The following is a 19613-nucleotide window of genomic DNA, read 5'->3' as shown; positions in this document are numbered from 1 at the left end:
GGGATGACTGTAGCGCTCGCAGCCACCTTCGCACCAGCCGTCCGGTTCGACCATGCCGGCCGCCACGACCAACCCATCATCGATGCCCGCAACATCGAGGTCGCCTTCAAGGTCGAGCACGGCGTCGTCGACGCGGTGAAGGATGTCTCGTTCCAGCTCTATCGCGGGGAGACGATCGCCATCGTCGGCGAGTCCGGTTCCGGCAAGTCGGTGACGGCGCGCGCTGTCATGGGGCTCTTGTCGAAACGGGCCACCGTGTCGCCGAAATCCACCATCCACTATTGCGGGCAGGACATACTGAAATTCCCCGAGAGCGCCCGGCGCAAGTTGCGCGGCAATCGCATCTCGATGATCTTCCAGGAGCCGATGAGCTCGCTCAACCCGATCTATACGGTCGGCAGTCAGATCGTCGAGGCGATCAGAGTGCATCGAAAGGTCAGCCGCAAGCAAGCCTGGGCGCGGGCGCTCGAGCTTTTGCGGCATGTCCAGATCCCCGAGCCGGAAGCGCGCATCAAACAGTATCCGCACCAGATGTCGGGCGGGCAGCGCCAGCGCGTGATGATCGCCATGGCGCTCGCCAACGACCCCGATGTGCTGATCGCCGACGAGCCAACGACAGCGCTCGACGTCACGGTGCAAGCACAGATCCTCAATTTGATCCGCAATCTGCAAAAAGAACTCAGGATGGCGGTCATCCTGATCACCCACGACCTCACCGTGGTGCGAAAATTCTCCGACTATGTCTATGTCATGCAGCATGGCGAGATGTGCGAGCACAACGTCACCGAGCGGCTGTTCGCCGACCCGCAGCATGCCTATACCAAGCGGCTGCTCGCTTCAGAGCCGCACGGCAAGCCGCAGCCGCTGCCGGAAAACAGCGGCACCATCCTCGAGGCCCGCGATATGCGCGTCTGCTTCATGCTACGCCATGGCAGCTTCCTGAAGCCGGACTGGCGCGAGCTGGTCGCCGTCGACGATCTCGGCCTGAAGCTTTGCCGCCACGAGACACTGGGGCTGGTCGGCGAATCCGGCTCCGGCAAGACCACCTTCGGTCTCGCCTTGCTCAGGCTCACCGAGGCCAAGCGCGGCGAGGTCAGCTTCGACGGCCAGCCGATCCACGGCCTGTCGCGCGCCGGGATGCGGCCGCTGCGCTCGCGCATGCAGGTCGTTTTTCAGGATCCGTTCTCGTCGCTCAACCCGCGTATGACGATCGGCCAGATCATCGAGGAAGGGCTGGTCGTCAACAGGATCGGCGCGACACGGCGCGAGCGGGTCGATCGGGTTCGCGACGCCCTGGTCAGCGCCGGCATGCCCGGCGATATCCTGTCGCGGTTCCCGCACGAATTTTCCGGCGGCCAGCGGCAGCGCATCGCCATTGCCCGAGCCATCGCGCTGGAGCCCGAATTCATCCTGCTCGATGAACCGACATCGGCGCTCGACCTTTCGGTGCAGGCGCAGATCATCGACCTGTTGCGCAAGCTGCAGGACGAACGCGGCCTTAGCTATCTCTTCATTTCGCACGACCTCAAGGTGGTGCGCGCGCTCTGCCATCGCGTCATCGTCATGCAGAACGGCAAGATCGTCGAACAGGGACCCGTCGACGAGGTCCTCACCCATCCCAAGACCGCCTACACCGAACGGCTCGTCAGGGCCGCCTTCGACGTGGCGTAGCAAAGTGCCGGAGGCTTAATAGTGGCAAGACATCCCAGGATCACCTTCATTGGCGCGGGTTCGACCGTGTTCATGAAGAACATTGTCGGCGACGTGATGCAGCGGCCATCGCTGTCAGGCGCGACGATCGCGCTGATGGACATTAATCCGCAGCGGCTGGAAGAGAGCGCCATCGTTGTCAACAAGCTGATCGCGACTCTGGGCGTGAAGGCGAAGGCTGAGACCTATTCCGACCAGCGCAGGGCGCTCGCCGGCGCCGACTTCGTCGTCGTCGCCTTCCAGATCGGCGGCTTTGAGCCCTGCACCGTCACCGATTTCGAGGTGCCGAAGAAATACGGCCTGCGCCAGACCATTGCCGACACGCTCGGCGTCGGCGGCATCATGCGCGGCCTCCGGACCGTGCCGCATCTGTGGAAGATCTGCGAGGACATGCTGGCCGTCTGCCCCGACGCGATCATGCTGCAATACGTCAACCCGATGGCGATCAACACCTGGGCGATCTCAGAGAAATACCCTGAGATCAAGCAGGTAGGCCTCTGCCACTCGGTGCAAGGCACGGTGATGGAACTGGCGCACGATCTCGACATTCCCTACGACGAGATACGCTACCGCTCGGCCGGCATCAACCACATGGCCTTCTACCTGAAGTTCGAGCACCGGCAGCCGGATGGCTCTTACCGCAACCTCTATCCGGACCTGGTCCGCGCCTATCGCGAGGGCAGGGCGCCGAAGCCGGGCTGGAACCCGCGGTGCCCCAACAAGGTGCGCTACGAGATGCTGACGCGTCTCGGCTATTTCGTCACCGAAAGCTCCGAGCATTTCGCCGAATACACGCCCTATTTCATTAAGGAAGGCCGCCCCGACCTGATCGAGAAGTTCGGCATTCCGCTCGACGAATATCCCAAGCGCTGCATCGAACAGATCGAGCGCTGGAAGGGCCAGGCCGAGGCCTATCGCTCGGCCGACCGCATCGAGGTCGAGCAATCGAAGGAATACGCGTCCTCGATCATGAACTCGGTGTGGACCGGGGAGCCTTCGGTGATCTACGGCAATGTCCGCAACAATGGCTGCATCACCTCGCTGCCGGACAATTGCGCCGCCGAGGTGCCGTGTTTGGTGGACGCCTCCGGCATCCAGCCGACCTATATTGGCGAGCTGCCGCCGCAACTCACCGCGTTGATACGCACCAACATCAATGTGCAGGAACTGACGGTGCAGGCGTTGATGACCGAAAACCGCGAGCACATCTACCACGCGGCGATGATGGACCCGCATACGGCGGCCGAACTCGACCTCGACCAGATCTGGGCGCTGGTCGATGAGTTGCTGGCGACACATGGCGACTGGCTGCCGACCTGGGCGCGTGGGAGCGCCAAGGTCCGGGCCGCCTGAGCGCTGCTGCGGCGGTATCTACTCCACCGTCAGGCCTCCGGTGGCGCCGGCAACCGGTGGCGCAGTTCCTCGACCAGCACGCGCTCGTTCTCCGAATAGTCGATCGGAACGACGACGAGATGGACGCCACCGCCGGCAAAGGCCTGTTCAAGCGTCGATTGTATTTCTGAGACGGCGCCGACCCTGGTTCCCTTGGCGCCATAGGCCTCGGCATAGCGGACGAAATCGGGATTGCCGAAGGTCATGCCGAAATCGGGGAACTGGTCGACCGCCTGCTTCCAGCGGATCATGCCGAAAGCATTGTCCTCGATGATCAGCACGACGAGGTTAAGTTTCAGCCTGACGGCGGTTTCCAGCTCCTGGCTGTTCATCATGAAGCCGCCGTCGCCGCAGATCGCCATGACGCGGCGGCCGGGATAGAGCATCGCGGCCGTCATCGCCGAGGGCAGGCCGGCGCCCATCGTGGCCAGGGCGTTGTCGAGCAGCAAAGTGTTGGCGACGCGCGTGCGGTAATTGCGCGCGAACCAGATCTTGTACATGCCGTTGTCGAGCGCCAGGATGCCATCGGCCGGCATCACCGCGCGCACATCGTGCACCAAGCGCTGCGGCGTGAAACGGTCTTCGGTGGCGCGGGTGGCAATGCGGCTCAAAATCCCTTCGCGCAGCGGCAGTAGCGCCTGCGCGTTGGGGATCTTGCCCTCGATCCGGTCGGCAAGCAGCCTGAGCGAAGCGCCGATGTCGCCGACCACTTCGGTCTGCGGGAAATAGACCTGCTCGACATTGGCCGGCTGGTAGCCGACATGGATCACCTTCGGTCCCTTGTCGCCCATAATGAAGGGCGGCTTCTCGATCGTGTCGTGGCCGATGGTGATGATGAGGTCGGCCTGCTCTATCGCCTCATGGACATAGTCGCGCTCGGACAGCGCGGCGGTGCCCATATAGAGCTCGGTTCCGCCAGGCACCGTGCCCTTGCCCATCTGCGTGGTGAAATAGGGGATGCCGGTTCTGATAACGAACTGGGCGAGATCGGAGGTCGAGCGCGGCCGCGACGCGGCGGCGCCCAGCATCGCCAGCGGACGCTGCGCCTTGATGATCATCTCAGCGGCACGGTCGAGCGCCAGCGGGCTGGCCAGCGGAAGCTCGATCGGATGCGGCGGGATCAGCGCGACATCGTCGCACTCCTCGGCCGCGATGTCTTCGGGCAGTTCCAGATGCACCGGCCCCGGACGCTCCTCCTCGGCAATCCGAAACGCTTCGCGCACCACGGCGGGAATGGTCTTCGCCGAGATGATCTGACGTGACAGCTTGGTCAACGGCTTCATCGCGGCGACGATGTCGACGATCTGGAAGCGGGCCTGGCGCGACGAGCGGATGCCCTTCTGCCCGGTGATCATGATCATCGGCATGGCGCCGAGCAGCGCATAGGCGGCACCCGTCGTCAGGTTCAGGGCGCCGGGTCCCAGCGTGGTGATGCACACACCTGGCTTGCCGGTGAGCCTGCCATGGGTGGCGGCCATGAACGCCGCCGCCTGCTCATGACGGGTGAGGATGAGCTGGATCGAGGATTTGCGGATGGATTCGACGACGTCCAGGTTTTCTTCGCCGGGAATGCCGAAGATGCGATCGACGCCCTCATTCTCGAGGGCGCCAACAAGCAGGTCAGAACCTTTGGGCACGAAGCATCTCCTGGGCAAAGCGGCGGCGAACCGCGTCGGGATATGATCAGACATAGTGCTGGCAAAGTCCTAGCGCGAGGCGCGGCCGCCGCCAATATCGCTCTGCCTTACAGATCCTTCCGTTTCCTGAATTGGCCGGGCGAGACGCCGGCGTGGCGCCTGAAGGCGGTGGAGAAGGCGGCTTCCGAGCTGTAGCCGACGGCCTCGGCGACTTGGCCCAGGCTCTTGCCCTCGTGCAGCAGCCGGCTGGCCTGCCGCATGCGGCAGCCGAAGAGATAAGCCATGGGCGCTTCGCCGACGAGATCGCGAAAGCGGGCGGCAAAGGTTGCCCTGGAGAGCCCGACCGCGCGTGCCAGGGTCTCGATCGTCCAGTCGTGGCCATAGGCTTCATGCAGGGTGGCGAGCGCTCTGGCGATCGCGGGGTCCTGCAATCCCCTCAGCCAACCTGGATTGTCCATGCTTTCCAGACCGGAGCGCAAGGCGCGCGTGACGATGGCCCCAGACAGGCGAGCCATGACCACGTCGCTGCCGGGACCTTCGTCGGTCGCTTCCACCAGCAAAGCCTCGACATAGCCACGCAGCCATTTGGGCAGACGGCCATTCGATCCCCGGATGTGAACGATGCGCGGCAGGCCGGCAAGTGCCGGATGGTCGGCGTCGCGAAAGGCGAAGGCGCCGCACAGGATGACGGTTTTTTCGCCTTCGCCGCCGCTGCGAATACGCCCGGCTGCGGTTTGGGTCGCCAGTTCGGCGGCGGGGACGTTCGCGCTTTTGAGCGCGCCGGGCGACCGCAGCACATGCGGATCGGCACGCGGTGCAATGATCAGGTCGCCGGCATCGAGAGGCTCCACATCTTCCTCACCGAACACCGCCTCGCATCGCCCCTTGATGACGACGTGAATGCCGCGAAGCCCAGCCTGGCTGAACGAGATCGCCCAGGGCGCGGCCAGTTCGAGGCGCCGGTACCCGGCGGCTGCGAAGTGCAATTCGCGCATGAGGGTAGCCAGGAGATCCACGCTCCGCTCCAGAAACAGACGATCGATAAATCAATCCAGACGCTGTCGAATAGCGCGCCGGCCTTACTGGACCTAGCTATGCCCGACAGGCCGCTTGTCGGCGATAACGAAACTCAGGAGTTATTCATGCCGCCAATCGAGCTTTTTGTCGCGCAGCTTTGTCCCTATGCGCACCGTGTCAGGCTCGCCCTTGCCGAGAAAGGCCTGCAGGCGACGGAAATCGAAATCGATCTGCGCAACAAGCCGGCGTGGTTCCTGAAACTCACGCCGACTGGAAAGGTGCCGCTGCTGCGCCATCAGGGGCAATATGTCAGGGAGTCGGCGATCATCTGCGAATATCTCGATGATGCATTCCCCGAACGGCCGATTTTCCCCAGGGATGCTCAGGCCCGCGCTGAGGCGCGCATCTGGATCAGCTTCGCCGACACGCAGCTTTACGCCCGGACGGCAACCATGATGCACAGTTCCGACGCTATGGTTCATAAGCGGATCAAGGCCCAGCTTGCCGACGATCTGCGCTTTGTGGAACAGCATGCCTTCGCCCTGCGAGGGGCGGACGAACGGTTTTTGCTGGGCTCGGAATTCAGCGCCGCCGACATCGCCTTCTATCCCTGGTTCGAACAGCTGTGCGTGCTTGAGAAATATCTGGGCTTCGTCATGCCGACCGAATGCGAGCGCCTGCTGCGGTGGCAGGAAACGGTTGCCGCAAGGGAGGCGGTGCGGACCTGCGCGAGGTCGCCCGGCTTCTACCTGGAATCCTATGGCCCGCTTCTCGCGGCCTGAGACGAGCGGGCAACGGAAAAAAATTCCTCACTATGGTGCTGCAAGGTCAGTCATTTGCTTCTTGCGGCAGGCGCAAGCCTGTAAATATGCGGCATCAAGCAGGTCCCGCGAGAGGTGAGAGAAACATGCCCAATCCAACCGTCGTCGGGTTTTCCGGCAATTTCACCCGGCCGTCCAAGACGCGCGGCTTCGTCGACCAGGTCGTGAGGGACATTGCGCGCCAGCATGGATTGTCGGCGAGTACCTACGACGTCGAAGACCTCGGCCCCTCACTTGGCGCTGCCAAATGGGCGCGCGATCTCGACGGTCAGGCGCGGGCAATCTTCGACAGCGTCGTCAATGCCGATGTGCTGGTGGTGGGGTCGCCGACCTACAAGGGCAGCTACACCGGCCTGTTCAAGCACTTCTTCGATCTGTTCGATCCCGCTTCCTTGCGCGGCAAGCCGGTGGTGCTGCTTGCCACCGGCGGTAACGATCGCCACGCGTTGATCGTCGAGCACCAGTTGCGGCCGCTGTTCGGCTTCTTCGAGGCGCTGACGCTGCCGACAGGGGTCTATGCCACGGACAAGGATTTTTCCGATGGCGTGCTGCGGGCAGAACCCATCCTGAAGCGCGTCGAGCAGGTCGTCGGCGAGGTCGGGCTGGTGCTGGCCAATCGCTCAGCTGCCGGCGTCGCGGCCGGATAGCACGCAGATTTTTACGTCATCCGCAAATCAATACCCCGCCGGCCAGGCCTGGCGGGGTATCGCCGTGCAAAGGTTCCCGCGCTTGCGGTCATCCTGAGCGACGATGACAACGCGGCTTGGCCAACTCCGAAATCCATCTCAGGCGGATTTCTCGCGACAACTAGTTCCTGTCCGCCGGCTTCGAACGCATCCTTGACACCGTCTCGCGCTCGGCGCGCTTGGAGCGCAGAGGCGGCAGGCCGCGGTCGATCAGGTCCATGTCCTCCAGCACCATGTCGCCCATGCGCTTGAAGGCGATGTCAAGCGCACCGGCGCGGTGGGCGGAGCGCAGGAAGCCGGGGATCGTGCGGACCGGATGGTCCTGCGCCAGCGGTTCTTCAGGGAAGACATCGCTGGCGGCGACGATGTGGCCGCTTTCCACCGCCGCCATCAGGGCAGGGAAGTCGACGACTCCGGCGCGGCTGAGCAGGATGAATGCGGCGCCCTTGCGCATGGAGGCAAAAGCATTGGCACCGAGAAAGCCCTGATTCTCTGAGGTCACCGAAGCGACGACGAAGACGAAATCGCTGGTCGACAGCACCTCGTCCAGCGAGGCCGGCTCGACGCCACTGTCGATCAGGATCGATGGCGGCAGCCAGGGATCGAAGACCTTGGTGCGGGTGCGAAAACCCGACAGCAGTCGGTTGAGCGCACGGCCGAGATCGCCGAAGCCGATGATGCCGACATCGGCGCCGGACAGAAGCCGCGCCGTCAAATTGCCGTCGCCGCCCCACAGCTCTTCGCCTTTGCGGAAGGCGAGGTCGGCATCGACGATGTTGCGGGCGAGGTTGAGCGCCATGGCGAGGCCAAGCTCGGCCACCGGCTCGGCGAAGACGAGGCCGGTGGTGACGACATGGATGCCGCGCGCAAACAGCGTCTCATAGGGCATGTTGTTGATGAGGTTGGTCTCGACATTGAAGACGCAACGCAGCGCCTGCATCCGGTCCAAGGTCTCGGGCGAGATCGGCGGCTGGCCGATAATATAGCGGGCTTCGGCAAGCACGTCGGCGGGCAAGTTCGCCACCCCCTCGGCCGTCGTCTCGACGACGCGGTAATGCGCTTTGAGGCGCGCCAGCTGCGGTGAGGTGAAGATCAGGTCGAGCGTGCGTGGTTCCGGCGCGCTGATGACCAGCGGCAGGGCCTTGTTTGGCATAACGATTCCTCCCCGGCGCGATGCGTATCGCTTATTCTTGCTTTGCACTTGTGGTAGTCCCCAAAACCGCTTGCCGCCGTCCGGCGGCATGTGCTTGAGGGGTAAAATACCCACCATTAAACGATTTACAACTCCGGGAGGGGCCGCCGATCGCGCGGCTCGAGCCTTGCCGGGTTTTGATGCGGGAGTCCGTTGGCTCGCCAGGCAACCGGCCCTGAGGGCTCCTTCCCTTCTCCCCCTGTCGGAGAAGGTGCAGTCAAAACGGATAGTGCTGCCCCGGATCCTCGATGGTCAGCCAGCGCAGGTCGGTGAACTCGGCAATCGAGGCCTTGCCGCCGAAGCGGCCGTAGCCTGAACCCTTGACGCCGCCGAACGGCATTTGCGCCTCGTCGCCGACGGTCGGGCCATTGATGTGGCAGATGCCAGCTTCGATGCGCGCGGCAACCGCCATGGCACGGCGGATGTCGCGGCTGAACACGGCTGAAGACAGGCCGTATTCGGTATCGTTGGCGACACGTACCGCTTCGTCCTCGCCCTTGACGCGGATCACCGGCTTGACCGGGCCGAAAGATTCTTCCGAATAGACGCGCATTGCCGGCGTCACGTGGTCGAGCAATGTCGCCTCGACCACGGTTCCGGTGCGCTTGCCGCCGGCCACAAGCCTGGCGCCCTTGGCGACGGCGTCGGCAACCAGTTCTTCCATCTTGTCGGCGGCTTGGTCGCTGATCAGCGAACCGAGCACGACATGGCCGCGCGGGTCGCCGGCAGGCAGCTGCGCGGCGCGGGCGGCGAGCTTTGCGACGAATTCGTCGGCGACCTTTTCATCGACGACCAGACGCTCGGTCGACATGCAGATCTGGCCCTGATGCATGTAGGCGCCGAAGGTCGCGGCATTAACCGCGGCGTCGATGTCGGCATCGTCGAGCACGACCAGCGGCGCCTTGCCGCCGAGTTCGAGCAGCGCCGGCTTCAAGTGACGGCCGGCGAGTTCGGCAATGATCCTGCCGACCTTGGTCGAGCCGGTGAAGTTGACACGCCTTACGGCGGGGTGCGCGACCAGTGCCTCGACGATTGGCGCTGCGTCCTTGGGATCATTGGTGACGACATTGATGACGCCCTTGGGCAGGCCGGCCTCGACGAGCACCTGCCCGATCAGCCGGTGTGTGCCTGGGCACATTTCCGAAGCTTTCAGCACAACCGTGTTGCCGCAGGCGATCGGCATGGCGATGGCACGGCTTCCGAGGATGACCGGTGCATTCCACGGCGCGATGCCGAGGCAGACGCCGGCCGGCTGGCGGATCGCCATGGCCAGCGTGCCGGGCTTGTCGGAGGGAATGACTTCGCCCGAAATCTGCGTCGTCATGGCGGCTGCCTCGCGCAGCATTTTGGCGGCGAGCATGACGTTGAAGCCGGCCCAGGGGCCGGTCGCGCCGGTTTCTTCCATCATCAACTTGGTGAATTCGCCGACCTTGGAGTCCATGACATCGGCCGCCTTGGACAGCAAAGCGCGGCGCTCGCCCGGACCGGTCTTCGACCACGTCTTGAAAGCGGCAGCAGCGGCTTCGACCGCGGCATTGGCGTCGGCGATGCTGGCTGCGGCAGCGCGGGTCGCCAGCTTGCCGGTGAACGGGTCCATGCGCTCGTAAGAGGCTGAGCCGGAGGCATTCCTTTTGTCGCCGTCGATCAGAAGTCCGATGTCCATTGTTCTCTCCCTCGCTCGCCGTGGAGCGTCTTTTCTATCTATTATCGACCACGATCTGATCCGAACACCGGCTCCCACTTTTCGGGATCATGGTCTAGAAGCCGAGCACCTCGGCATTGATCGATGCTTCAAGCCCACCGTCAACCGGCACATTGGCGCCGTTGACCCAGCGTGCGCCGTCCGAGCACAGGAACAGCACAACAGGCGCGATGTCGCCCGAGGTTCCGGCGCGCCCGACCCTGGCGATGTCGCTGTCGACGCGGGCGTCACCCAACACATTGCGGAACTGTTTGAGGATCGGCGTCTCGACCGGGCCGGGGCTCACTGCATTGACGCGGATGCCGCGGCTCCTGAACAGGTCCTGATGTGCGGCGCGCTGCGTCCACAACAGCAGCAGCTCCTTGGAAACGGGATAGCCTTCCTCGTTCTTCACCTGATGGTCGGCGATCATCTTCGCCACATCGGGAAAGCCTTCGATGCCGACCATCGATGCCGCGCGGTTGAGATTGGCGCGCCAGCCATAGCCGGCGATCGAGGCGACGTTGACTACGGTGCCGCCTTCACGAAGTCTTGGTGCGAGGCCTTCCGAGAGCGCGCGCAGGCCGTAGAAGTTGACGGCCAGTGTCGACACCGCACCGGTGTTGCCGGGGAGGCCGGCGACATTGCAGAGCGCATCGATGCGCTGCGGCAGGCGCCCGAGGAGATCGTCGACGCCGGCCTTGGATGAGATGTCAGCCTTGACGAAACTGCCGGCCGATGCTGCCGGTTCACGCATATCGACGCCGATCACGTCAGCGCCCAGTTGGCCGGCAAGTTCGGCCGTGCGAGCGCCGATACCAGAGGCGACACCGGTGATGAGGATGGTCTTGCCGAACAGCATGGTCACGCCTTTTCACTATGCGTTGCGGCCTGTTGCGGCGAAGGCGCCGCGTCACTATCGCCGGCGTCTGCCGGCAGCCTGACCCGGTAGCCGACCGGTAGCAGGCGCAGGCCAAAGCGCTCCTCCAGCGTTCCCCACACGCCGCGCGGCAGGAACAGCGAGAACAGCACCGCCGTGGCGCCGAGGCCGATCAGATACCAGACGCCGGTGCCGCCGAACCAGGTCTCGATGAGGAAGAACAGCAGCGCACCCAGAATGGCGCCCTCGAAGGTGCCGATGCCGCCGACCAGCACCATGAAGATCATGTAGGCGGTCCACTGGACGTTGAAGTAGGTTTTCGGCTGGAAGGTGATCGACGTGGCCAACCACAGCGCGCCGGCCATGCCGATGCCGAAGGCGGCGAGCACGAAGAGCAGCCGCTTGGTTCCGGTGACGCGCACGCCGACCGATGCCGCGGCCTCCTCATTGTCCCTGATGGCGCGGATGGCCGCACCCGTGCTGCCGCGCAGCAGGCTAAACAGGATGGCAAGGAGCGCCGTCATCGCGGCCAGCGCCAGCCAGTAGATCGTCGCCCGCCTGACGCCGGCGTCATAGACGTTGAGCGAGATCAGCGACGTCCCGGTCTCGCCTTGCACCAGCCGGTCGAGATTGACCAGGAGATGGGTGAGCGCCGCGATCACCCACATGCCGATGGCGAACTCGCCGTTCTTCAGCTTCAGCATGAACAGCGACATTGGCCAGGAGATCGCGCCGACAATGATCGCCGAGACAAACAGAGAAGCGAACGGGTTGAGGCCTGCATCGGCCAGGCGGATGGTGAAATAGGCGCCGAGGCCGAAGAACACTTGCTGTCCCACCGAAACCAGCCCGCCGAAGCCGGCCAGCGCATTCCACATCGCCGCCAGGATCACATAGATGAACAAGGCGGTCATGCGGTCGACGGCGCCGGCCGACAGGAAATGCGGCGCAACAGCGAGCAGCGCGATGATGACGACAACCGCAATCGCCGAGATGCGCGAGGCGGAGGTGCCGCGCTCGATAACGGGGGCGTTTAAAACCGAGCTCATGATGCTTTCCTCGCGGGCAGGCGCAGCAGGCCGCGCAGGCCGAGGCCGGAGGTGGAGAGCCGGATGAACAGCACGATCAGGAAGGCGACATGGCCGCCGATCAGAAAACCTTGCGGATGGATCTGCGCGCCGAGCGTCTGGGCGAGCGCCAGAACGATGCCGCCGACCAGCGTGCCCCATAGCGAACCGGCGCCGCCGATCACCGCCGCCTCGAAAGCGAACAGCAATTGAGGTGCGCCGGTATAGGGATCGAAGGTGGCGCGCATGCCGAGGAAGGCACCGGCAAGACCGACCGTGACCATGGCGATGGCGGCCGCGAGGGCGTTGGCGCGGCGCGCATCGACGCCGACGAGACCGGCCGTGTCGGGATCTTCCGACGTGGCGCGGATCGAGCGGCCAAGGCTGGTGTTGGTAAGGAACAGCTGCAGCCCGCCAAGCAATATGACGGCGGCGGCGAACATGATCACGGCAAGCTTGCCGACATAGATGCTGCCCGGCCATTCCCAGGAATCGTAGGAGAGGCTGCCGATATAGGGCGCCAGCGAACGTGTGTCGGCGCCGAACTGCTCGAACAGCGCATTGTCGATGACGATGGCGAGGCCGAACGTGGTCAGGATCGGCAGCAGCGCGCCTCCACGGGCGCTGCGCTCGAGCAGGAAGCGTTGCAGCGCCCAGCCGATGGCCGCCATCAGCGGCAGCACGATGAGCAGGCCGACGAAGGGCGAGATATGGAATTGCGAGGCGAGCCACCACAGCGCGTAGGCGGAAAACACGGCCAGGCTGCCATGCGCGAGGTTGATTATGCGCATCACCGAAAACATGAAGGAGAGGCCGCAGGCGATCAGCGCGTAGTAGCCGCCGAGCAGGATGCCCTGGACGATCTGGTTGCTCATGCCGGCACACTCCCGGCGCTTTTTCTGTGCAGACCGAAATAGGCTTTCGTCACTTCATCGCGGGACATGCCCTTGCTCGGGCCTTCCAGCGCGACGCGTCCTTCGAGCATGCAGATGACCTTGTCCGAGACCGAGAGCGCGCGATTGAGGTCCTGTTCGACCAGGATGATCGTCGTGCCGGAGCTGATCAGGCCTTGCAGCGAAGTGTATACGCGATCGACCACCAGCGGCGACAGGCCGAGCGAGACCTCGTCGAGCAGCAGCAGTTCGGGATTGCTCATCAAAGCGCGGCCGATGGCGGTGGCCTGCTGCTCGCCACCGGAGAGATGCCCGGTCTTGGCATGGCGGCGCGGCTTCAGATTGGGGAACGTGTCGAGCACTCGTTCCACGCTCCAGTCGCCGGGACGGCCGGCGGTCTTGCCAAGCAGGAGGTTCTCCTCGACCGTCATTTGCACGAACAGTTTTCGCCCTTCCGGCACCAGCGCGACGCCCATGCCGGCGCGCTTGTGCGAGGGAACGCCGGTGATATCGGCGCCATTCAGCAGCACGCGGCCGGCCGTCGGCTCATGGGCGCCGGCGATCGCCCGCAGCAGCGTCGTCTTGCCGGCGCCGTTGGCGCCGACCAGCGCCAGCGTTTCGCCGCGCTCGATCGTAAAGCTCACACCGCGCACCGCCTGCAACAGGCCATGGCGGACGACCAGATTCTCGATTGCGAGCAGGCTCATTTCGGGCCTCCGCCGAGATAGGCGCGCACGACTTCCGGGTCGGCCATCACCGCTTGCGGCTCGCCATCGGCGATGATCTTGCCGGCGTCCATACAGATCAGCCGCTCTGCCACCTGCAGCAGGATGTGGACGATGTGCTCGATCCAGACGATGCCGATCTTGCGGCGGCGCAATTCCTTGATGGTATCGACAAGTTCGCTCGCCTCGCCATCGGTCAGTCCGCCGCCGATCTCGTCGAGCAGAAGCAGCGTAGGCCTTGCCGCGAGCGCGCGGGCAAGTTCCAGCCGCTTCCGGTCGAGCAGGCCGAGCGTTTCGGCGCGCCGGTTGGCCACGCCCATCATGCCGCACAGTTTCAGCGACTCCAGCGCCTCTTCATAGGCCTCGTCGCGGGCGAGACCGGCGCCATGCGACGCGGCAACAAAAACGTTCTCGAACGTGGTCATACCGCTGAACGGCTTGGGCACCTGGTGCGTGCGCACGAGGCCGAGCCGGCAGCGCTGCGTTGCCGGCAGCGCCGTCACATCGCCGCCCTTGAAGGCGACCGTGCCGGCGCTCGGCGGGAAGGCGCCTGACAAGATGCTGAGCAGTGTCGTCTTGCCGGCGCCGTTCGGGCCGACAATGCCGACGGCCTCATCGCCATTCATGGCGAAGTCGATATCATCGAGCACCACCAGCGCGCCGAAGCGTTTCTGGATGCCGGCGGCTCTGAGGATCGCAGTGTTTGGTGAACTGTTCACGATGCGATCCCCGTAGCCGTCCGTCAGCCGTTATACGGCTGGAGCTTGGCCTCGACCGGAACCTTCGGGTCGGTGGCGTTCTCGGTCACGACATAGTCGAGCGGGAATTTGCTGCCTTCCTTGGCGGCCACCCATTGCGTGCCGATGATCGGGCCGGGCGAGACATTGGCGACCGGGCCGCTGGTGAAATCGACCTTGCCGATCATGGTCTCGGTGTTGAGCGCGCTCAGCGCCTTGGCGACGGCTGCCTTGTCCTTGGCGTCGGTGCTTGCCTTCAGCGCCTCGAAGCCGGCGTCGAGCAGCGACATCGAGGCGCCGAGCTGCTGCGTCCATTGCTTGCCGCTGGCGGCCTCATAACCGTCGGCCAGTTCGGTCCCCGACACCCCGGTCAGCGGCGACTTGTAGGGGAAGGCCTTATGCCAGTAAGCGGCGCTCGAAATCTTGTTGCCGAGATCGCCGAGCGCCTCGATGTCGGACGGGAACAATCCGGTCTTGGCGACCTGGCAGATCTTGATCTGCTTGATCAGGCCTTGCTGTGCAGCCTGACGCCAGAAGGCGGCGAAGTCCGGCGGGATCGGGAAGGAGTTGAAGATCTCGACGCCTTCCTGCTTGAACAGCGCGATCTGCGAGGAATAGTCGGTGGTGCCGGTCTCGTAGGCGCCGGGATCGATGATGGTGAAACCCTGCTTTGCCAGCAACGGCGCCAGATGGGTGCGGATGGCATTGCCGTCTGCGTCGTTGGGATACATGACGCCGACCTTCTTGTTGGTCTCGATCAGGTTCCATTGCGAGATGTAGGTCCGGAAGAACTCGTCGACGCCGAAGCCGAAATGATAGGTCCATTTGAACGGCGAGGGTTCGCCGGGCTTGGCGCCGCGGCCGAAATACCAGGCCTCCCACGGCATGACGGTGGAGAGGCAAGGCACGCCGGCGGCTTCGCAGGCGTCGGCGACCGGGTTGATCACCTCCGGCGTCGACACCGCCAGCATCAGGTCGACGGCCTGGTTGTTGATGAGGTCCTTGGCGAGCTGGCCGGCGCGCGACGGGTCGGATTGCGTGTCCTGGTCGATGATCTCGACACTGTATTTCTTGCCGCCGATGTCGAGGCCGTTGGCGAGCGCCTTGCGGGCGAGGTCGAGCACATAGCCGTCGGTCTGGCCGAAGCCGGCGAGCGGCCCGGTGCGCGGGCTGACAAAGCCGACCTTCAGCGTGTCGGCGGCCTGCGCGAAGGCCTGGCCGCGGCTGAGCGCAAGTGCCGCGCCGCCGGCGAGCGATGTGGCGATGAACTGGCGCCGCGAGACGCCGGATTTGCTTGAGGTCATGCTGGTATTCCTCCCTTTCCTGACGGCAACTGGAGGTCACCGCCGGCCTGCTCAAAATCGATGCCGCCCGTTCTTAAGATCGGAGATCGCCCCGGCAGGCCTTGAGGCGGCAGCGGAACGCCGCCAATGCCGATAACGGCACGATTTCGATCCTCCCATCGTCACAGTGCCCTAGGTGTTTGGTTTGGTAAAATGATATTTTGCGGTGTTTCGTTAACCAACAGGTTATGGAAATACGGCTGAAGGCCCGCTCTGCGCCAGATTGGCGAAAGGTGCTCAGGCGTTCTGGCTGGCCGCCTCGCGAATGGTCTGCAGCAGGATGGTGAAGGCCGGCGAAGGCGCAGTGTCGGTCCGCATCGTCAGGCCGACCGGCCCTTTGGTTTCCTCGGTGTTGACGGGCAAGGCGACGAAGGCGCCGCTGGAGAGTTCGTTGGCGACGACGCCTGTCGATATGATCCAGACCGCATTGCTTTGGCGCAGGAAGGCACGGCCGAAGGAATCCGAGACGGTCTCGATCTCGGTCGCAGGCGCCGTCATGCCGTTGGTGATGAACAGGCGGTCGACGAACGGGCGGATGACCGATTCCCGCGTCGGCATCAGCACCGGGAATTCATCGAGCCGGGCGAAGATATCCTGGCCCGGCTGCAGCAGCGGATGGCCGGCCCTCACCACGAACAGCACCGGTTCGGAATAGAGATGCTCGAAGAAGAAGCCGGTCATGTTTTCCGGCGCCGCAAGCCGGCCGACGACGAGATCGAGCGCACCGACGCGCAACTGTTCCAGCAGGACCGCGTTCTCGCCGGTGACGATCTTGATCGCAGCACCGGTATTTTCACTCAGGAACAGGCTTATGGCGCGTGGCATCACCTTGGCCGACACTGTCGGGAGCGCGCCGATGCGGATCGGATGCCGGTTGATGGCGCCGTCCTGGCGGACGGAATCGACGCCGCGCTTCAGTGCCGTGATCGCCGTGCCGGCATGGCCGAGAAAGATTTCGCCAAGCCGTGTCACCCTGATGCCGCGGCCGTCGCGTTCGACGACAGCGATGCCAAGCGCCTCCTCCAATTCGCGCAACGTCTTGGTCACGGCCGGTGGGCTGACATGGAGAAAGTCGGCCGCCCTCGCCACGCTGCCTTGCCGCGCTACCTCAAGGAATGCCTGCAGGTGACGGAACCTTATGCGGCTTTCGGACATGTTCTCATAACCTAGCAGTTAATGAAACGGCGTAAAATATCATTTTACCAAACCAAATGCCTTGTGCAATGTGAACACGGAGGATCGAAATCGTGCCATTCGTCAACATTGGCGGCATCACGCTGCACCATCGCCATATCAAGGCGAAGGGAAATGCGCGGCCGATCGTGTTCATCAATTCGCTGGGCACCGACTTCCGCGTCTGGGACGAGGTGTTGTCCGAACTGGGTGGCGAAATGCCTGTGTTGGTCTACGACAAGCGCGGCCATGGCCTGTCCGACATTGGTGGCGTCAGCTCGATCGACGAGCATGTCGATGATCTGTCGGGCCTGATCGATCATTTCGAACTGAACAATGCGGTGCTGTGCGGCCTGTCGGTGGGCGGCCTGATTGCGCAAGGGTTTTATGCCCGGCGCCCCGAAATCGTCGACGGCCTCATCCTGTGCGACACCGCCCACAAGATCGGCACGGCCGACAGCTGGAACACCCGCATCGAAACGGTCGAAAGCAAAGGTATCCAGGCCATCGCCGATGCCGTGCTCAAAATGTGGTTTACGCCTGCCTTCCACGCGGACCGTGTCGCCGAGCTCGACGGCTACTGGAACATGATGACCCGGCAAGCCGTCGCCGGCTATGTCGGCACCTGCGCCGCGGTGCGCGATGCCGATTTCACCGAGGCCGCGCAGGGGATCGCGGTACCCACGCTTTGCGTCGTTGGCGACCAGGACGGCTCGACGCCGCCGGATCTCGTCCGCTGGCTGGCCGATCTGATCCCAGGCGCACATTTCGAAATCATTCGTGACGCCGCGCACATCCCTTGCGTCGAACAGCCCAAGGCGCTGACCACCCTGATCCGCGATTTCGTCGCGGCGCTTCCCCTGAGAAAGCAGACCCATGGATGAACTGCCCAAAAACGAAACCAGATATCAGACCGGGCTGACCGTCAGGCGCTCGGTGCTCGGCGACCCGCATGTTGATCGCAGCGAGGATGCCGTCACCGATTTCGACCGGCCGTTCCAGGAGCTGATCACCGAGGCAGCCTGGGGCACTGTGTGGGCGCGTCCGGGCTTCAGCAGGCGCGAACGCTCGATCGTGACGCTGGCACTGCTGGCCGCCCTTGGCCATGATGAAGAGGTCGCCATGCATGTGCGCGCCACCGCCAACACCGGTGCGTCGCGCGACGATATCTGCGAAGCGTTCCTGCATGTCGCGATCTATGCCGGCGTGCCGGCCGCCAACCGCGCCTTCAGGATCGCCAAGGAGGTGTTTTCGGAAATGGACGGAAGCAGGGCTGGCCATGCCAGCTGATGCCGGCTCGAACCGCAGGCCCGAGAGCGGAGCCTTCTTCCAGCGCGACCGTGGCTGGCATCCGCCGGCGCTGACGCCCGACTACAAGACGTCGGTGTTGCGCTCGCCGCAAAAGGCGCTGCTGGCCTTCGACAACACGGCGTCCGAAATCACCGGTCCGGTGTTCGGCCACGCCATGCTCGGCGAACTCGACAATGACCTGATCCACAACTTCGCCAAGCCCGGCGAGAGCGCAATCGGCGAGCGTATCATCGTCTATGGCCGCGTGCTCGACGAGCGCGGCCAGGGCGTCTCCGGCGCGCTGCTCGAATTCTGGCAGGCCAATTCAGGCGGCCGTTACCGCCACAAGAAGGACGGCTATCTCGCGCCGCTCGATCCGAATTTCGGCGGCTGCGGCCGCACCATCACCGATGCCGATGGCGGCTATGCCTTTCGCACGGTGAAGCCCGGTCCCTATCCCTGGCCGAACGGGCCCAATGACTGGCGGCCATCGCACATCCATTTCTCGGTGTTCGGCCACGGCTTCGCACAGCGGCTGATCACGCAGATGTATTTCGAGGGCGACCCGCTGATCTGGCGGTGCCCGATCGTGCGCGGTATCCGTGACAAGGCGGCCGTTGAGACGCTGGTCGCGGCGCTCGACATGCAGGCGACGATCCCGTTCGACGCGCGCGCCTACAAGTTCGACATCGTGCTGCGCGGGCGCCGCGCCGCGCTGTTCGAAAACCGGCCGGAGGGCAATTGATGGCGCAATCGCTGACCCGGCTGAAGGAGAGCCCGTCGCAGACCGCCGGGCCCTACGTGCATATCGGGCTGACGCCGAATTTCGGTGGTATCGGCGGCGTCTATCCGACAGACCTCGGCGCGACGATGCTCAACGACAAGACCAAGGGCGAGCGCATCGGTTTGCGCATCCGCGTGCTCGACGGCACCGGCACGCCGCTCAGGGATGCCTTGATCGAAATCTGGCAAGCGGATGCCAATGGCTTCTACAATTCGCCGGCCGAATTGCGCGGCGATGCCGATCCGGATTTTCAGGGCTGGGGCCGTCAGCCGACCGACATGGAAACCGGCCTGTGCAGTTTTCAGACGATCAAGCCGGGACGCGTGCCGTATGGCGACGGCCGGCTGATGGCGCCGCATATCAGCCTGTGGATCGTCGCCCGCGGCATCAATATCGGCCTCCACACGCGGCTCTATTTCTCCGACGAGGCCAAGGCCAATGCCGAGGATCCGATCCTGGCCCGCATCGAGCACAAGGTGCGCGTGCCGACGCTGATCGCCGAGCGGCAAGGCGACAACTATATTTTCGACGTCCATCTCCAAGGGGAGAAGGAAACGGTCTTCTTCGACAGCTGACGGTCAGGAA

At 64.1% G+C, this 19613-nt stretch carries 19 protein-coding genes; 8 read left to right on the top strand and 11 right to left on the bottom strand.

The features are described from left to right. The first annotated feature begins 3 nt into the window (after positions 1 to 3). Both NKI96_RS08035 and NKI96_RS08030 read left to right on the top strand, forming a co-directional pair. On the top strand, positions 4 to 1671 hold the full coding sequence (locus NKI96_RS08035; RefSeq protein ID WP_352803670.1) for an ABC transporter ATP-binding protein: 1668 nt from the start codon (positions 4 to 6) through the stop codon (positions 1669 to 1671). Positions 1672 to 1692: 21 nt separating this feature from the next. After that, the gene (locus NKI96_RS08030; RefSeq protein WP_352803668.1) at positions 1693 to 3063 is read left to right on the top strand and encodes an alpha-glucosidase/alpha-galactosidase; all 1371 of its coding nucleotides are present in this window, start codon (positions 1693 to 1695) and stop codon (positions 3061 to 3063) included. Positions 3064 to 3092: 29 nt separating this feature from the next. Here the strand turns inward: NKI96_RS08030 and NKI96_RS08025 are convergent, their stop codons facing one another. Further along, positions 3093 to 4739 (bottom strand): acetolactate synthase large subunit, encoded by a 1647-nt coding sequence (locus NKI96_RS08025; protein ID WP_352803666.1) that lies wholly within the window; start codon positions 4737 to 4739, stop codon positions 3093 to 3095. Between the two features lie 107 nt (positions 4740 to 4846). After that, the gene (locus NKI96_RS08020; RefSeq protein WP_023691348.1) at positions 4847 to 5734 is read right to left on the bottom strand and encodes an AraC family transcriptional regulator; all 888 of its coding nucleotides are present in this window, start codon (positions 5732 to 5734) and stop codon (positions 4847 to 4849) included. Between NKI96_RS08020 and NKI96_RS08015 the strand changes: the two genes are divergently transcribed. Together NKI96_RS08015 and msuE are read left to right on the top strand one after the other, a co-directional pair. Further along, a complete protein-coding gene (locus NKI96_RS08015) occupies positions 5720 to 6538 on the top strand; it encodes a glutathione S-transferase family protein (RefSeq protein ID WP_352803663.1) in 819 nt (272 codons plus the stop codon). The two genes, NKI96_RS08020 and NKI96_RS08015, sit on opposite strands and share 15 nt — an antisense overlap. 125 nt (positions 6539 to 6663) lie before the next feature. Next, positions 6664 to 7224 (top strand): FMN reductase, encoded by a 561-nt coding sequence (msuE, locus tag NKI96_RS08010; protein WP_352651527.1) that lies wholly within the window; start codon positions 6664 to 6666, stop codon positions 7222 to 7224. 160 nt (positions 7225 to 7384) lie between these two features. Here the strand turns inward: msuE and NKI96_RS08005 are convergent, their stop codons facing one another. The 9 genes from NKI96_RS08005 to pcaQ all read right to left on the bottom strand — a co-directional run bounded on the left by NKI96_RS08005 (position 7385) and on the right by pcaQ (position 16936). Next, a complete protein-coding gene (locus tag NKI96_RS08005) occupies positions 7385 to 8416 on the bottom strand; it encodes a hydroxyacid dehydrogenase (protein WP_023685282.1) in 1032 nt (343 codons plus the stop codon). Positions 8417 to 8672: 256 nt separating this feature from the next. Next, positions 8673 to 10118: an aldehyde dehydrogenase gene (locus tag NKI96_RS08000; protein WP_352803659.1), complete on the bottom strand. Its 1446-nt coding sequence runs from the start codon at positions 10116 to 10118 to the stop codon at positions 8673 to 8675. 94 nt (positions 10119 to 10212) lie between these two features. Next, a complete protein-coding gene (locus NKI96_RS07995; RefSeq protein WP_023714837.1) occupies positions 10213 to 10998 on the bottom strand; it encodes a coniferyl-alcohol dehydrogenase in 786 nt (261 codons plus the stop codon). Positions 10999 to 11000: 2 nt separating this feature from the next. Further along, positions 11001 to 12065 carry a branched-chain amino acid ABC transporter permease gene (locus NKI96_RS07990; protein WP_352803656.1) on the bottom strand — a complete coding sequence of 355 codons (1065 nt, stop codon included), beginning with the start codon at positions 12063 to 12065 and terminating at the stop codon, positions 11001 to 11003. Then, positions 12062 to 12958: a branched-chain amino acid ABC transporter permease gene (locus tag NKI96_RS07985; RefSeq protein WP_023826435.1), complete on the bottom strand. Its 897-nt coding sequence runs from the start codon at positions 12956 to 12958 to the stop codon at positions 12062 to 12064. The genes NKI96_RS07990 and NKI96_RS07985 overlap by 4 nt, the downstream gene beginning before the upstream one ends. Further along, positions 12955 to 13683, bottom strand: coding sequence for an ABC transporter ATP-binding protein (locus NKI96_RS07980; RefSeq protein ID WP_352803653.1), 729 nt, complete (start codon positions 13681 to 13683; stop codon positions 12955 to 12957). The genes NKI96_RS07985 and NKI96_RS07980 overlap by 4 nt, the downstream gene beginning before the upstream one ends. Continuing rightward, positions 13680 to 14354, bottom strand: a complete 675-nt coding sequence (locus tag NKI96_RS07975) for an ABC transporter ATP-binding protein (protein WP_502900254.1) — start codon at positions 14352 to 14354, stop codon at positions 13680 to 13682. The genes NKI96_RS07980 and NKI96_RS07975 overlap by 4 nt, the downstream gene beginning before the upstream one ends. 89 nt (positions 14355 to 14443) lie before the next feature. Continuing rightward, positions 14444 to 15742 carry an ABC transporter substrate-binding protein gene (locus tag NKI96_RS07970; RefSeq protein WP_352803647.1) on the bottom strand — a complete coding sequence of 433 codons (1299 nt, stop codon included), beginning with the start codon at positions 15740 to 15742 and terminating at the stop codon, positions 14444 to 14446. Positions 15743 to 16018: 276 nt separating this feature from the next. Further along, positions 16019 to 16936: a pca operon transcription factor PcaQ gene (gene pcaQ / locus NKI96_RS07965; protein ID WP_023685275.1), complete on the bottom strand. Its 918-nt coding sequence runs from the start codon at positions 16934 to 16936 to the stop codon at positions 16019 to 16021. 92 nt (positions 16937 to 17028) lie between these two features. Here pcaQ and pcaD point away from each other — a divergent pair, with 92 nt between their 5' ends. From pcaD to pcaG, 4 genes are read left to right on the top strand one after another with little or no spacing between them, the layout of a single operon-like run. Beyond that, positions 17029 to 17838, top strand: a complete 810-nt coding sequence (gene pcaD / locus NKI96_RS07960) for a 3-oxoadipate enol-lactonase (protein WP_023687922.1) — start codon at positions 17029 to 17031, stop codon at positions 17836 to 17838. Further along, positions 17831 to 18244 carry a 4-carboxymuconolactone decarboxylase gene (pcaC, locus tag NKI96_RS07955; protein ID WP_023685273.1) on the top strand — a complete coding sequence of 138 codons (414 nt, stop codon included), beginning with the start codon at positions 17831 to 17833 and terminating at the stop codon, positions 18242 to 18244. Before pcaD ends, pcaC begins: the two co-directional genes overlap by 8 nt. Next, positions 18234 to 18989 carry a protocatechuate 3,4-dioxygenase subunit beta gene (gene pcaH / locus NKI96_RS07950; protein WP_023685272.1) on the top strand — a complete coding sequence of 252 codons (756 nt, stop codon included), beginning with the start codon at positions 18234 to 18236 and terminating at the stop codon, positions 18987 to 18989. Before pcaC ends, pcaH begins: the two co-directional genes overlap by 11 nt. Beyond that, positions 18989 to 19603 (top strand): protocatechuate 3,4-dioxygenase subunit alpha, encoded by a 615-nt coding sequence (pcaG, locus tag NKI96_RS07945; protein ID WP_023685271.1) that lies wholly within the window; start codon positions 18989 to 18991, stop codon positions 19601 to 19603. The genes pcaH and pcaG overlap by 1 nt, the downstream gene beginning before the upstream one ends. Positions 19604 to 19613 lie beyond the last annotated feature (10 nt).

This window comes from Mesorhizobium sp. M0292 (assembly GCF_040321695.1).
In the GTDB taxonomy this organism is placed as follows: Bacteria; Pseudomonadota; Alphaproteobacteria; order Rhizobiales; family Rhizobiaceae; genus Mesorhizobium.
Note: the sequence above shows the minus strand (reverse complement) of the source record. Positions and strands in the feature narration are given on the sequence as shown.

What these genes read in the sequence shown, in the direction of transcription:
- NKI96_RS07985 (WP_023826435.1), bottom strand. Translation starts at nt 12,958, where the DNA reads ATGAGCAACCAGATCGTCCAGGGCATCCTGCTCGGCGGCTACTACGCG.
- NKI96_RS07990 (WP_352803656.1), bottom strand. Translation starts at nt 12,065, where the DNA reads ATGAGCTCGGTTTTAAACGCCCCCGTTATCGAGCGCGGCACCTCCGCC.
- NKI96_RS08020 (WP_023691348.1), bottom strand. Translation starts at nt 5,734, where the DNA reads ATGCGCGAATTGCACTTCGCAGCCGCCGGGTACCGGCGCCTCGAACTG.
- NKI96_RS07995 (WP_023714837.1), bottom strand. Translation starts at nt 10,998, where the DNA reads ATGCTGTTCGGCAAGACCATCCTCATCACCGGTGTCGCCTCTGGTATC.
- NKI96_RS08000 (WP_352803659.1), bottom strand. Translation starts at nt 10,118, where the DNA reads ATGGACATCGGACTTCTGATCGACGGCGACAAAAGGAATGCCTCCGGC.
- pcaG (WP_023685271.1), top strand. Translation starts at nt 18,989, where the DNA reads ATGGCGCAATCGCTGACCCGGCTGAAGGAGAGCCCGTCGCAGACCGCC.
- NKI96_RS07980 (WP_352803653.1), bottom strand. Translation starts at nt 13,683, where the DNA reads ATGAGCCTGCTCGCAATCGAGAATCTGGTCGTCCGCCATGGCCTGTTG.
- NKI96_RS07970 (WP_352803647.1), bottom strand. Translation starts at nt 15,742, where the DNA reads ATGACCTCAAGCAAATCCGGCGTCTCGCGGCGCCAGTTCATCGCCACA.
- NKI96_RS08035 (WP_352803670.1), top strand. Translation starts at nt 4, where the DNA reads ATGACTGTAGCGCTCGCAGCCACCTTCGCACCAGCCGTCCGGTTCGAC.
- NKI96_RS08005 (WP_023685282.1), bottom strand. Translation starts at nt 8,416, where the DNA reads ATGCCAAACAAGGCCCTGCCGCTGGTCATCAGCGCGCCGGAACCACGC.
- pcaH (WP_023685272.1), top strand. Translation starts at nt 18,234, where the DNA reads ATGCCAGCTGATGCCGGCTCGAACCGCAGGCCCGAGAGCGGAGCCTTC.
- pcaC (WP_023685273.1), top strand. Translation starts at nt 17,831, where the DNA reads ATGGATGAACTGCCCAAAAACGAAACCAGATATCAGACCGGGCTGACC.
- pcaQ (WP_023685275.1), bottom strand. Translation starts at nt 16,936, where the DNA reads ATGTCCGAAAGCCGCATAAGGTTCCGTCACCTGCAGGCATTCCTTGAG.
- msuE (WP_352651527.1), top strand. Translation starts at nt 6,664, where the DNA reads ATGCCCAATCCAACCGTCGTCGGGTTTTCCGGCAATTTCACCCGGCCG.